General features: G+C 29.4%; 18 protein-coding genes. All 18 read left to right on the forward strand.

Annotation, left to right across the window (positions count from 1 at the left end):
• Positions 1–2: 2 nt before the first annotated feature.
• Positions 3–1,085, forward strand: a complete 1,083-nt coding sequence (gene recF, locus HGJ18_RS11535) for a DNA replication/repair protein RecF (protein WP_253696644.1) — start codon at positions 3–5, stop codon at positions 1,083–1,085.
• A 225-nt stretch (positions 1,086–1,310) separates the two neighbouring features.
• A complete protein-coding gene (locus HGJ18_RS11540; RefSeq protein ID WP_253696646.1) occupies positions 1,311–1,931 on the forward strand; it encodes a hypothetical protein in 621 nt (206 codons plus the stop codon).
• A gap of 566 nt (positions 1,932–2,497) precedes the next feature.
• Positions 2,498–4,336 carry a caspase family protein gene (locus HGJ18_RS11545; protein WP_253696648.1) on the forward strand — a complete coding sequence of 613 codons (1,839 nt, stop codon included), beginning with the start codon at positions 2,498–2,500 and terminating at the stop codon, positions 4,334–4,336.
• 10 nt (positions 4,337–4,346) lie between these two features.
• Positions 4,347–4,817, forward strand: coding sequence for a hypothetical protein (locus tag HGJ18_RS11550; RefSeq protein ID WP_253696649.1), 471 nt, complete (start codon positions 4,347–4,349; stop codon positions 4,815–4,817).
• Positions 4,818–4,899: 82 nt separating this feature from the next.
• Complete coding sequence (locus HGJ18_RS11555) at positions 4,900–5,868, forward strand: hypothetical protein (protein WP_253696651.1); 969 nt, start codon at positions 4,900–4,902, stop codon at positions 5,866–5,868.
• Positions 5,869–6,072: 204 nt separating this feature from the next.
• Complete coding sequence (locus HGJ18_RS11560) at positions 6,073–6,360, forward strand: type II toxin-antitoxin system RelE/ParE family toxin (protein WP_253696653.1); 288 nt, start codon at positions 6,073–6,075, stop codon at positions 6,358–6,360.
• A 2-nt stretch (positions 6,361–6,362) separates the two neighbouring features.
• Positions 6,363–6,668, forward strand: coding sequence for a hypothetical protein (locus tag HGJ18_RS11565; RefSeq protein ID WP_253696655.1), 306 nt, complete (start codon positions 6,363–6,365; stop codon positions 6,666–6,668).
• A 98-nt stretch (positions 6,669–6,766) separates the two neighbouring features.
• A complete protein-coding gene (locus tag HGJ18_RS11570; protein ID WP_301338942.1) occupies positions 6,767–7,033 on the forward strand; it encodes a type II toxin-antitoxin system RelB/DinJ family antitoxin in 267 nt (88 codons plus the stop codon).
• Positions 7,034–7,153: 120 nt separating this feature from the next.
• A complete protein-coding gene (locus HGJ18_RS11575; protein ID WP_253696657.1) occupies positions 7,154–7,363 on the forward strand; it encodes a CopG family antitoxin in 210 nt (69 codons plus the stop codon).
• Between the two features lie 390 nt (positions 7,364–7,753).
• Positions 7,754–8,506 (forward strand): hypothetical protein, encoded by a 753-nt coding sequence (locus HGJ18_RS11580; protein ID WP_253696658.1) that lies wholly within the window; start codon positions 7,754–7,756, stop codon positions 8,504–8,506.
• Positions 8,499–8,675 (forward strand): hypothetical protein, encoded by a 177-nt coding sequence (locus tag HGJ18_RS11585; protein WP_253696660.1) that lies wholly within the window; start codon positions 8,499–8,501, stop codon positions 8,673–8,675. The genes HGJ18_RS11580 and HGJ18_RS11585 overlap by 8 nt, the downstream gene beginning before the upstream one ends.
• Before the next feature lie 80 nt (positions 8,676–8,755).
• Positions 8,756–9,700: a hypothetical protein gene (locus HGJ18_RS11590; protein WP_253696661.1), complete on the forward strand. Its 945-nt coding sequence runs from the start codon at positions 8,756–8,758 to the stop codon at positions 9,698–9,700.
• Positions 9,701–10,195: 495 nt separating this feature from the next.
• A complete protein-coding gene (locus HGJ18_RS11595; protein WP_253696663.1) occupies positions 10,196–10,453 on the forward strand; it encodes a type II toxin-antitoxin system prevent-host-death family antitoxin in 258 nt (85 codons plus the stop codon).
• The gene (locus tag HGJ18_RS11600; protein ID WP_253681220.1) at positions 10,446–10,709 is read left to right on the forward strand and encodes a type II toxin-antitoxin system RelE/ParE family toxin; all 264 of its coding nucleotides are present in this window, start codon (positions 10,446–10,448) and stop codon (positions 10,707–10,709) included. Before HGJ18_RS11595 ends, HGJ18_RS11600 begins: the two co-directional genes overlap by 8 nt.
• A gap of 135 nt (positions 10,710–10,844) precedes the next feature.
• Positions 10,845–11,504 carry a hypothetical protein gene (locus HGJ18_RS11605; RefSeq protein ID WP_010698375.1) on the forward strand — a complete coding sequence of 220 codons (660 nt, stop codon included), beginning with the start codon at positions 10,845–10,847 and terminating at the stop codon, positions 11,502–11,504.
• A gap of 24 nt (positions 11,505–11,528) precedes the next feature.
• Complete coding sequence (locus HGJ18_RS11610) at positions 11,529–11,921, forward strand: GNAT family N-acetyltransferase (RefSeq protein WP_253696665.1); 393 nt, start codon at positions 11,529–11,531, stop codon at positions 11,919–11,921.
• Positions 11,922–12,028: 107 nt separating this feature from the next.
• Positions 12,029–12,169, forward strand: a complete 141-nt coding sequence (locus HGJ18_RS11615) for a hypothetical protein (protein WP_253696667.1) — start codon at positions 12,029–12,031, stop codon at positions 12,167–12,169.
• Between the two features lie 21 nt (positions 12,170–12,190).
• Complete coding sequence (locus tag HGJ18_RS11620) at positions 12,191–12,676, forward strand: DciA family protein (protein ID WP_253696669.1); 486 nt, start codon at positions 12,191–12,193, stop codon at positions 12,674–12,676.
• Positions 12,677–12,756: the final 80 nt, after the last annotated feature.

A 12,756-nucleotide genomic window follows, 5' to 3' on the forward strand; every position in this document is an offset into this window, starting at 1 on the left:
AAGTGCCCTTTCTTTCCGCCTCTTTCTATAATTTTAGAAATCTGGAAAATGCTACAGTAGATATTTCTTCCCCTGAAGTTTTTTTAGTAGGAAAAAACGGACAGGGGAAGACTAATTTTTTAGAAGCTCTCTATGTTTCTTCTTATGGAACTTCTTTTAGAACCCGCTCTTTAGCTCAGATATGTACAAAAGATGAAAAAGAATTCAGCATAAGGGCTCTTTATAAAGAAACCGATCAAATAAGCCATACTATTTCCATAATAATTCAAGATAAAAAAAAAGACATTCAAAAGAATTTTAAAAAAATTAAAAATTCTAAGGAATTGATAAGCACTATTCCCTGTATTTTGTTTCATGGGGACGATATAGAATTTGCCGTTGGAACTCCTTCAAGGAAAAGGTTTTTTATAGATCAATCGGTTTCATTGTGCAATTCCGACTTTATAGAAGTTTTAGTAAAATATTCAAAGGCTCTAAAATCAAGAAATGTAATTTTGGAACAAAAAAAGGCTTCTCTTTTAGATTCAATAGATGAAATTTTTGCTTTCCTTGCTCTTTTAATCACAAATGAAAGAAAAAACATTGTAGAAGAGTATGCAAAGCATTTTTCTTTAATCTATGAAGAAATAAGCGGCGTTTCCGGTGTAGAAATGGTTTACCGTCCTTCCATTAAAGTAGAAAGTGAAGAAGATTTGCTAATCTTGCTTGCAGAAAAACGCCAAAACGATCTGATTGATAGGACAAGTTCTACAGGCCCCCACCGTGACCGCATCCATTTTATAAAAGACAAAAAGCCCTTTACCGAAAGAGCCTCAAACGGCCAAAGGCGGCTTATCTCCCTTGTTTTAAGAATGATTCAAGCTAAAATCTATTCCGAAAAAACCGACCGAAAACCTATTTTTTTGATGGACGATATTCTTCTAGAACTCGACCCCGAAAAACGCCAAAAATTCATGGAACTCCTCCCCCCCTACGAACAACTCTTCTGTACCTTCCTCCCCGGTGAACCCTACAAAAACTACCAGAAAGAGAACACCAAAATATTTTTTGTTGAAGATGGGAAGTTTAGTGTGGAGAGGGGCTAGAAATCTCTAAAATATGTAAAATTTTTAATTGGTGGATTGTAAAAATGTGTGTTTTGTGGTATCGTTTATACATAGATATAAGTAGTGTTATAGGAAAAATTTTTGTAAATTCAATCTATAACATTTATTTAGACTAAAAAATAAAATCGTAGGAGGATTTTATGAAAAAAAGATTAACTGTTTTTGTAGGTCTGTTATTTTTAGGAACAATGTCTTTTAGCCAAGTTGGGTCCTAAGGGAGTAAAAGACGTCATTATTGAGAATAGTGACATAAAGACCATTCAATTAGCTTATGAGCTGGCAGACTACGGATATTCAAATGAATCAGCGTCAGCACTATTACAAGCTACTGAAATTTTAGCACAAATTCCTAAACAACCAGCAAAAGTAACAGCTAAACAAGAAGGAAAAAAAGGAAAAGATGCTAATGGATCAAAAAAGACTTTTATTCCTAATGAACTAGTAAAAGATGCTAGAAAATTTGCTGGTAAAGATAAAACTATGTTAGCATGGGCTGATGACATAGAAAAAGCTTTAAAAACTGTTACTAGAGGAGCAAGCGGTGGTGCCTTATATTCGGCTAGTTTTGCTTATGCTAACGGAGGAACTACATATTATGATTGGTATTTTGATGGAGGAAGACCTGCAGAAGTTGCTGTTCACTCCATGGATGGTGCTGATTTAGACCTATATGTTTATGATGAAAATGGAAATTTGATTGTATACGATGAAAGTGCTACAGAAAGTGCTTATTGTTCATTTTTTCCTAAATGGACAGGTACTTTTAGAGTTATCATAAAAAACAATGCGAAATATAATGCAACTTTTGAGGTTTATACAAACTAGAAATATACTTTTTAAGGAGAGACTCTAGACAAATTGGGTTTTAGAGTCTCCTTAAAAATCATCTAAATACAGAGAGATGTATTTTTATGACTAACAGAAAATTAAAGGCTTCATGTGTTATTTTTTCATTATTTTTGAATATATTACTACTTGATGCTGAAGAAATTAAGATTTATTCAGATAAAACTGCAACTACACTACGTAATCCTGTAGTGTAGTTACCAGAAAAAGATGTGTTTTTAACTTCTTTTGGAAGAAAAAACCTCTTTACTATTGATATTTATACTGGTATAGTTGAAAAAGTTTTTGATGATGATTTTAAAAACTCTATTTGTTATATTCAACTATCAGATGATGGAAAATATATATTTTGTTTGGAAAGTGAACAGTTTTATCCTTATACCTGTACTTCTTACATTATTTTAGATAGAAATAATTTTGACATTGTAAAGTTATTTTCCACTAACGGATATATTCAATAATTTTCTAATGATTATAAAATTTCAAGTAGCGATGGCAAATATATTGGAATCGGACAAACTAGACACGAACTTTCAGTTATATCTTTGATAGATTTTGCTGAAGTTTTTAAGATAGAAGTCAAAGGTCATATTGGAGTTTGGTCAGTAAGTTCAGATGACAGAGTAATAATAAATTGGGTGGATTATACTGGAAAAACACATAGCTGTTTATATGATTTGAAAAAAAAAGTATTACTAAAAGATTTTGAAGGACAAGGCGAAAGTTTTAGATTTTCTCTATATAGTCAGTTTATTTTCAGCGATCGTTCACTATATGATGCAAAATCTTTAAGGTATATAAAAAAGATGGATAGTAATTTACAGTTAGCAATTGAATCCGGACAAGAATCTTTTATTATTGCCAATGGTGAAGTAGATTTGGAAAAAATTGATTTCTTAAGATCCTTAAAGATGCTGCCTTATAGAGCAAATGGAGATAGAGTAGATCCTTCATCATCTCATGGTTGCTTTTCGAGTTGTAGGAAATATTATGTAGAAAGTGGGGCAAACCAAAACATACAAATCTACAGAATAGATGGTGAAAATACTGCTATTATCTACACAACGACAATGTTTGATGACGGTGAATGGGTAAGTATTACTCCAGATGGATATTATAATGCTTCTGCACATGGAGATGAGCATTTAAATGTTAGATATGGATTTAAGGCATTAGGATTGAATCAGTTTAGCAAAGCTTATTATCATCCAGAAGTGTTGGAAGCCAGAAGTAGAGGAGAGAAAGACCCTAACATAGTAAGGTACTTTGGGGACTTAAAATTGAATGTAGCTCCTCCAATTGTAAAAGTAGAAGAGAAATTAACAGGCACAGTTGCAAAATTATCAGTTACTGTCTTAGATCCTGCTTTGAAGTATCCATTAGATTCTGTTCAAATCTTTATCAATGGCAGAATGCTTAGTTTTTCTGAATTGTCAAAAGCAAAAGGTGAAAAAATAGCAGTATCAGATACATCAATTGTACCCAAAGACAAAGCTTCAAATTTCTTGAATTTTGAAATAGAGGTTGACTTAGAACATGGTGAAAATCTTATTGAAGTGCTTGCAGATAATGAAGCATGTTATGGAATGAAGACAATAAATTTGACATCTAATGAAATGATACGTAAAACAAAACCCGATTTGTGGATATATGCAATTGGAATCAATGATTATGATAGTTTACCCAAGAATAGACCAAATAATGGTAGCGGATTGATAGACTTAAAAAATGCTGTTTCTGATTCAAATAAAATTATAGAAATATTTAAGTCTCAAAAAGGAAAAACATATAATAAAATACATGTGTTACAACTTTCGGATGATTCTGCTCTAAAACCTACCAAACAGACCATAAAAGAAAATATGGCTTTTTTTGAAAAAATGGCCCCTAATGATATTGCTGTATTTTTCGTTGCAGCCCATGGCATTTCAGTCAATGGAAGTTTTTACATTTTGCCAAAAGATGTGTTTGTGGATTTGGATGGTTTGCATCCAAATTTGAATGGTTGCTTGAATGTTAATGATATCTTACAAGTAACAAATATTCATGGAAGAAAACTTATACTTATTGATACCTGCCAGTCTGGTGGCATTGACAATAATATTGTAGTGAGAACATTAAAGAATAGAAGTACTGCAATATTTACAGCTGCAAGAGAATATGAGTATGCACAAGAATCTGAAGATGTAGGTGGACATTTTACACATTCAATCGTTTCTTGTGTTAAAGAAAATAAAAATAATGATATTTGTTTGCTCGATTTATCAAATTATGTATACGATGAAGTTAAACAGCTAAGTAAATTTGGTGGAAGAGGGCGTATTAGACAACATCCTGAGATATTAATACCGGATGGGATGAAAAATTATATAATTGCAAAGTAGAGATGAAAAAATGAATGTTTTATTTATTGGTGGTCATAGCAATGCGGGAAAAACAAGTTTGTTTTGTTCAATTAAACCTATGCTTAATATAATAAAAGAACAGCCTAATGGAGAAGACGGAAAAGATTATTTAGCTTTAGCTAAAGACAAGAATAGAAACTATTTTATACTCAATTCGTCTTCTGACCAGAAACAACAAATAGATAATTTAATAAATTTTATTGATGAGTGTAAAAAAGAAGGGAGTTTAATTAATAATCTAGTCTTAGCTATAAGAAGTGATAAAGATCCGATGCGTAATTATTTGTTAAATGAATTGAAAAATAATCAACTTTTAGCTAATAAAAAAGACATAATAGAATTTCCAATAGCAAGAATACATTCTAATATTAGCAATGGTACATATGATTGGTATAAAAAAATAGCAAAAAATTTGATTTTTCGGATACTAAATAAAAGTCCATTTTTATTAAATATATGATAGGGAAACTGTTAGGCAGATTATGCTATCTGGTACTATCATACAAAATCTAATGAATTTAAAATTGGATTGGAGAAAGAATATGAAACATAACTTATTTATTCAACTATGTAAGTATAAAATGACAGAGTTTGTTACACCATTGGAAAATTTTTGTACAGAGGCTTTAGTTTGGTTAATTGAGCATCTTCTTGAGTGCGACAAAAGGATAGGTGACAAAATATTACAGCTTTTTGGTATTAATGAAAGCGAAAAAATTAGTATTGAAACACAAGTTACACATTACATTAAAAATAATAACCACAATTGTAAGTTAATACCAGATATACATATTAAAACAGATAGCAACAAACATGTTTTTATTGAAGTTAAAGTAGATTCTGGTCTACATGAATCAAACATAAGTTGCAAAGATCAGTTAGATGATTATAACCTCTTAAAAAATGAAAGACCAAATTGTGAAGTCTATAGTTTAACAAAATTTGACTTATCAACAGAAAGTATAAACTCAGATCATCAAAAGAAATGGTCGGATATTTATAAAATTCTAGCTCAATCGCAGGATGAGTTAGTTAAACAATTTAGAAAATTTATGGAGGATAACGATATGGAAGGATTTCAAGCATTAAAATTTGATATTTCAAGGATAAAAAGTGAGCAAAACAATTTTAACGATATTTTGAGGCAGGCTTTTGAAGAATCTGAGCTTAATGGTACTTATGTTTTGGATGAAAAGAGATATATTTATGCAGATGGAAATGGCTGGTATGTTAATAAAAAGAACAATGAAGATAATAAAGCACATTTTTGGTTTGGTGTAATTCCAAATGATAAATCTTTTATTTCTAAAATTCTTTTTGAAGTTTTACAACATTCAGTAAAAGATTACGAAAAAATTTGTTTTGAGAAAGAGAAAGACTATTGTAATAACATAATCATAGATGACTTAGATTTAGACAAAGAAATTCTTGCACAAAAACTCTCTCGTGAAGAACAAATTCAAAAGGTTAAAGATTGGTTAAATGATATTAATAAACAAATGAACGCCTAACATAGTTTTTAAATCCATTTACAGATTAAAGCACCTGTAATACCGATGTCTATAACACGGATAACGAATCAAATTTTACTATTAATTCTGTGGTAATAAGTTAATAAAATTCTTTTGATAATATTAAATAAATTAACACCTGACTTAATCTTTCAAAAAATGAATTTGTTGACAAAATCAAGAAAAATACTGTATAATCATAATATGAAGTTTAAAGTACAGAAAATTCCTGAAGCAGAAAAAGAATATTTAGAATTAACAGATATTCAAAGAAAAATATTAGATAGAGATATTGAAACTATCGGCATAGAATTCGTAAAACGTAGATTTTTAAGAAACGGAATTTTTGAAATTAAAAGTAATGATGTTAGAGCTTTGTTTAAATATAAAGAAAATGCGATTATTCTTATAGGGTTAATATATGTAAAAAAAAGCCGTAGAGCACCTGATGATGTAATAAGGCTTGCTAAAACTAGATTGAAAGGAAAATAGCTATGGATTATGTTTTTGTAAAAGATACGGAAGGATTTGTCGTTAAAAAGTTAAAATCACAGGTAGAATTTGATGAAAAGATAATTTCTGAGGCGGAATATAAAGAATTGTCAGGTGATAATTATTATGAAATTCATTTTGGGCATGGAGGTAAAAGACCCGGAGCCGGTAGAAAACAAAAACTAGGCTCGCCCTTAAAATTTCAGATTAGGGTAACGGAAGAAGAAAAAAAATTTATCAGCTATGCGCGTGAACATAACTTTGATTATAAAAAAGTTATGGAACAAAATCGTATTACAGGGCAGTGAAAAAAATCTTTATAAATTACTATAAATTGACAAACAGGCTATTTAAATATACAATATTAATACAAATGTATGTATAGTAAATACTTAAAAAAGGAGGGATAAATACAGCACTTGTTCAAGTCAGAGTTGATGAAGCTCTAAAAGATGAAGTTACTAATATCTATAATCATTACGGACTGGATTTATCTACAGCTATCAGGATTTTTATGAAAAAAACGGTTGCAGTTAATGGTCTTCCTTTCGACCTTAGAGATGACTCAAACAAAAAAAATATCTGGCAATATTTTGGAAGCGGCAAAGATATCGAAATGAATATATCCGCTGAACCTGATTTTTCTGCTGATACAAAGCTGGAGGCAATGTGAAGTATTTTTTTATAGCGGAACATTGATAACACACAATGTCGGGGAGTTTTCAAGAGTCGAAGGTTTATTAATTGAGGATTGGACGATAGAAGTTTAAGGAAAATATTATGGAGGGCAATTATGAGAGAAGAATATGATTTTTCAAAAGCTATTAAAAACTCTTATGTTGATAGGCTAAAGAAGCAGATAACAATACGTCTCGATGACGATATTATTGCATATTTTAAAAATATGGCTGAAAATTCAGGAATACCGTATCAAAATTTAATCAATTTGTATCTTAAAGACTGCACAAAAAAGAAAAAGAAATTAGACATACAATTTTCATAAAAGTCTTTTTTCCCTCCTTTTTTAAATAATTTTTCAGATTATATGAACCTATGGAATTAAAATCATAACCGATTGAAATCGACTGACTTAAAACAGAATTGATTTTATTCGTGCGGAGGGTTTAATACCCCGACGCTTGCGTCGTAACGAAGGGTATTAAAGCCGACTGCAACCTCCTTATAAGAACATACAGTGCGAAACATTGAGCACTGTGCCCCGATGCTCTGCATCGGGGTTGTTGATTGCAGCCTCTTTTAGTTAAACAGTTTGAAAATCTCTAAAATATTAGATTAACATATTGTAAAAAGTTGTATTTTGTGGTATTATAATTATAGGCATAAAGAATGTTAGCTATATGATGTTATTATATTGTTATTGGAGAACATAAAAATGCTAGAAGAAAGTTTCATTTATAACTATGTGAAAGAAAGATATGAATATGAGCAAGAACGAAAAAATCAATTAAATAATATGATTTCGATACCTCTAGGGTTAATATCTGTATTATTTGGTTTTTTAGCTTATTTTTTCGGAAATCTCCCACCATCCAATAGTGCTAGGATACTGTTACTAATATTTTATTTTTTTTTAGTATTGTCAATATTAGCTTTGATAAATTGTATAATATTTTTTGTTCGTCATCAAATTGGATATGATTATGCATATATTGCAGATCCTAACGATATAGATAATTACAAAAAACGCTTGATAGAATATTATAAAACACAGGGGAAGACTAATATATGTGAATTGGTTACAGGTGAGCTTAGAGAGACATTATATAATTTTTATCTAGATGGGAGTCAGATAAATATAAAAAATAATGAAAAGAAGATTAAGATGTATAGAAGTCTAATTATATCAATTATTATAAACATCATTTTATTTTCTATAACATTTTGTTTTAGATTTTTTCTACCAGAAACAATTTCTCCTGCTGTAAAAATCAATTCAGATAGACCTATAGTTTTTTCTGTAGATGGCAAGATTCCAATCCATATAAATGATCCGTTAACTATTGAGAATGATATTCATATTTTATTAAAAGAAACAGCAAATATAAAAATAACTAATCCTGTAACAATAAAAAATGATGAAGACAATTCTATAACTAATAATTTAAAGGAGGAGGAAAATGAGTAATGAAAAAGAAAAAAATAACACTCAAAAACCAGTCAATTCTGTGGATACCTCAAAAAAACCAGAAAGACCACAATTGAAAATGGTAACTGAAAGTTATAATCCTTTTGATTCTCTTATAAGAGACGAACAGGAAAAAAACTTTTCTAAAGAAAAAAGAAGCAATAGCTAACACTGTTTTCAAAGCTGACAAACCGGTCGAGCCGGTTTGCGGTTTAAAACAATGTTATGTAGACTCTTCTGGCGGAAAAAATGAATAATTTACGAGGTTCCTTATATGGAATTTTTGACAGCCTTATTTCTGAAAAAGAAAATACCATCAACATTAGATTGCTTGAAACCAAACCAATCAGTTTTGACTTGATATTTAATGATGAATTTTATAATCAAAATATTAAAAAGGTTTTAAGTGATATCGAATTAAAATATACAAACTATTCTGATCGGGAAATGATTTATTTTATTTGTGTGCGAAAAAAAATTAGATTCATTCCAAAGCAGTACAACAAAAAGTATTTTACAATAGCGTTATTCAAGGATGAAAAAAAAGTCGAAAGAGTTATTAAAATACCTTTTGCGAGAATCTATCAGATGTTAGCAAAAGATCGATATCCTGATGAAATAGTTGTGACTGAAAACAAGATTGTATTTCAGTTTGGTGAAGATGTTATTCATCAGTATATATATGATGTGGCAGATTACTTGAAGATTGATTTAAGTAATTCATCTAAAATTGTTTATGTTGGAGAAACTGATTTTCCACTCGACCGCCCCTTTGATAAAGCACATTTAGGTATGATGAGAGCAATATATAACTATAAGAACTTTGGAAATGATATTTTTATATACTATAATCTTTTCCAAGTTAATTTTATTAGTATTAATGATACACTTATTAATTACATTGCCAGTAATGGACTTCTTGATTATATCGATAAGAGAGCAGAAGCTCGGTTTATTCAAAATGCCTTAATATGGCATTTACTACCATCAAATTATAGTAAGAATTATAGAACTGAAATTGGTGAACTTAAAAATACACTTAACACGTTGAAGAAAAAAATAAATTTAAAGGAAGTAGTCATTAGCTATGAAGTTGATTGGGAATCTGATATGTACTTGTTTCATTCCGATTTAATTAAGCATACAAGAAATATTGGTTTCAAAATATCAGAGAATGAGAATATATTCGCATAACTTCCGTTTCAACTTGATATTACGGATAAGCCTTGTTGCAAGTCAAGCGGAAGTTCAACATACAGTCCTATGGACGGGTAATGGAAATTAATAGAAGTATATTTTAATGTCAAAGCAAAATATCTATAATAACGAAATCTTTTTTAAAGGCTATAAAACAATCGGGCAGAGAAAAGTGCTGTAATAAATAATTGATTTTGGAGAACCACTAGGAAGTTGCCTCAAAAAATTCTGTATCAATAATACATCTTTTAGGTGCTGTAAATAAATTCTGTTTTAAAAGAAACATTTGAAAAATTTTCAGAAGAAAACTACCAAAAACTTGTAGAAGCAGTTATAAAACTTATCTCAAACAAATAAATCAAATAAAATCCGCCTTAACCTGACATTACATGGTAATTATGAGTATGGAAACCTATGAAAAAATCTTTATAAATTACTATAAATTGACAAATCGCACTATAAATAGTACTATTTATAGTGCGGGGTGATTATATGAATATGACAATAACTGCTAATGAGTTAAAAGTTAAGGGTGTAAGTTTAATTGATTCTGTAGTAGAAAAAAATGAAAGTGCAATTATTTCAGTTCATGGTAAAGATAAATATGTAGTTTTAAAAATTTCCGAATATAATAAATTGCGTGAATTAGAACTGGAAAATGCTATAAAAGAAACAAAAGCTGATATAGCATCAGGCAAATTTTATACCGACGGGATATCTGAACATATGAAGAGAGTAAGCGGTGTATAAAATCATTTTTACAGAATCCTATGAAGAAAAGGCAAAAAAATTCCTAAAAAAACATCCTGATTTACAAAAACAATATCGGAAAACTTTAGAACTTATGGAATTAAACCCTTATCATCCTTCATTAAGATTACATAAATTTTTTGAGTTATTTTCCATTTCTATAAACATGCAATATAGGATAGCAATTGATTTTCAGATTGAAAATGAAACAATAATTCCAATAAACATTGGCGATCGTAAATTAATTTACGGATAGAAAAAAATCTTATAGACTTTGCTTCTGCAGATATAAACAATAGTCTTTATATATAATATTATTGTTTCAAAACCTTGTATTTTTGTGCAAAAAGCGATATTATTATATAAAAATATTACTGAGAAGGGGAATAAAATGGCTATTCGTAAAGTTCTTTTTTTAACACTCTTAATTATGATGCTTTCAAGCTGTACAACCTCCGGGTATGATAGTTTTCGAACAAGAGAAAGCTCCTTTAACCAAACACAAATCGTTACGAGTAATTCTGCTTTTTCAAAAGAAATGATAACAACAATCCTTGAAACGAAATTTCCTCCAAATAAAATTGTTTCTATAGCGATTTTATTTATAGATAAGCAAAGTCCATATTCTGCAGATTTTTCTATTGAAATAATGAAAAAAAGTAATTTAATAAACGGAGTAGAAAAATTTGTTTCTGTACCATCAATAATGATACCAAATAAATTAACTTTTGATGATATTCAGCAAATTGGAATTCGCTCACTTTGTGAATATACTTTAGTCTTTTATTCAGAATCAAGAACAGAGATGTCATTCACCCAATTTATAAAAGGAGAGATAGAATTTAAATCTGATGTTGAATTTTCATTAATAGATAACCAAACGACTGCAGTAATTGCTTCTGATAGACTTGTAACAAAGATAATGAAAAAAAATAAGTTTTTTAACGATAAAATTATTGAACAAGCAAAAAATGAAGTATTTAATGAACAAGCAAATATTTTAGCAGTTAAATTAAATGCCCTTTTTAGTAGTAAATACCAAAAAAAGTAACCACTTAAAACAGATATATAAAAAATGAGTGATACAAGAATTATTAACATTTCTAAAATAACAGCAAATGACTGTTATGAAATTTCAAAAAGCTTTGAAGAACAACAATGGCAAAAACCAATTGAGCAATATATCCAATATATGTATGATCAAAACAATGGTTTAATTGATGTTCTATTGGCTAAAGATAATAATAAATTTGCAGGATATTGTATAATTCAATGGAAGTCAGAATACACATTCTTTTATAAAAATAATATTCCTGAAATAAAAGATTTGAATGTCTTAAAAAAGTACCAAAGAAAGGGAATTGCTACGACATTAATGGAAGAAGCGGAAAAACAAATTTTACATAAGTACAAGAATAAATGTAAATTCAAAGATGCAGAGCTGTTTTTTAAGAATGGTGCGAATTGAAGATAATTATTTTACAGGCTTAAAAGAAATTAAAAGACTTAAAAGCCGACCTTTTTACATTGATTAGTCATATAAAATGATGTATAGTGTATGTAAGGAGGTGCGATATGCCGTTATTGCAAGTAAGAGAATGTCCTGAAGATATTTATAGAAAAATTACTTGCGCCGCAAAAAATGAAAATAGAACTATTGCACAGCAAATCATTATTTTACTTGAAAAGGCCTTGGGGCAAATTGTATTAAGTTAAAATCTTTATGAGTAAAAAAACATGAAACTTTTTAAGACATCAAAAGAAATAGTAGATAATTTTTCTCAAAAGTTTAATGAAATGGCTGAAATTTCCTCGAACCTTAATAACGAGCAAGCCCTATCTGTCTTTGAAGGATGGGAAAAAGTCATAGGTGATAAAAAATTGGCTGCATATTGCGAGCTTTATGATATAAAAAATGATACGGCAGTCATAAAAACCGGGCATACAGGCTGGAGTCAGCAGCTTTTAATGCGTAAGAAAAAAATCATATACAATTTTAAAAAATTTTATCCGGCATTAGATGTAAAAAATATTTCGATTTTTGTTGAGCCCGAATTTGAACTAAAGAGAAATTCTGATATATCTGAAAATCTTAATCAGAACTTATTATCTATAGATATTGAAGAAGATAATCCAAAAACAACTGAAGAACCGGACAAACCCCTTCCGCCCGAATTAGCAAAAGCTTTAAAAGCTCTAAAAAAATCCATATTAAAAAAATAAATAAAAAGCAATATATTCACAGTTATTCAAATTTAATAAACAAGTTATCCACAAGTAAAAATTGGAGTATTTTATAAAAT

Origin of the sequence: Treponema denticola, from assembly GCF_024181405.1 — a bacterium.
Taxonomy (GTDB): Bacteria; Spirochaetota; Spirochaetia; order Treponematales; family Treponemataceae; genus Treponema_B; species Treponema_B denticola_D.

Coding starts and splice junctions, on each gene's coding strand:
- HGJ18_RS11550 (WP_253696649.1), top strand. CDS start 4,347: ATGAATGTTTTATTTATTGGTGGTCATAGCAATGCGGGAAAAACAAGT.
- HGJ18_RS11555 (WP_253696651.1), top strand. CDS start 4,900: ATGAAACATAACTTATTTATTCAACTATGTAAGTATAAAATGACAGAG.
- HGJ18_RS11560 (WP_253696653.1), top strand. CDS start 6,073: ATGAAGTTTAAAGTACAGAAAATTCCTGAAGCAGAAAAAGAATATTTA.
- HGJ18_RS11565 (WP_253696655.1), top strand. CDS start 6,363: ATGGATTATGTTTTTGTAAAAGATACGGAAGGATTTGTCGTTAAAAAG.
- HGJ18_RS11575 (WP_253696657.1), top strand. CDS start 7,154: ATGAGAGAAGAATATGATTTTTCAAAAGCTATTAAAAACTCTTATGTT.
- HGJ18_RS11580 (WP_253696658.1), top strand. CDS start 7,754: ATGCTAGAAGAAAGTTTCATTTATAACTATGTGAAAGAAAGATATGAA.
- HGJ18_RS11585 (WP_253696660.1), top strand. CDS start 8,499: ATGAGTAATGAAAAAGAAAAAAATAACACTCAAAAACCAGTCAATTCT.
- HGJ18_RS11590 (WP_253696661.1), top strand. CDS start 8,756: ATGAATAATTTACGAGGTTCCTTATATGGAATTTTTGACAGCCTTATT.
- HGJ18_RS11595 (WP_253696663.1), top strand. CDS start 10,196: ATGAATATGACAATAACTGCTAATGAGTTAAAAGTTAAGGGTGTAAGT.
- HGJ18_RS11605 (WP_010698375.1), top strand. CDS start 10,845: ATGGCTATTCGTAAAGTTCTTTTTTTAACACTCTTAATTATGATGCTT.
- HGJ18_RS11610 (WP_253696665.1), top strand. CDS start 11,529: ATGAGTGATACAAGAATTATTAACATTTCTAAAATAACAGCAAATGAC.
- HGJ18_RS11615 (WP_253696667.1), top strand. CDS start 12,029: ATGCCGTTATTGCAAGTAAGAGAATGTCCTGAAGATATTTATAGAAAA.
- HGJ18_RS11620 (WP_253696669.1), top strand. CDS start 12,191: ATGAAACTTTTTAAGACATCAAAAGAAATAGTAGATAATTTTTCTCAA.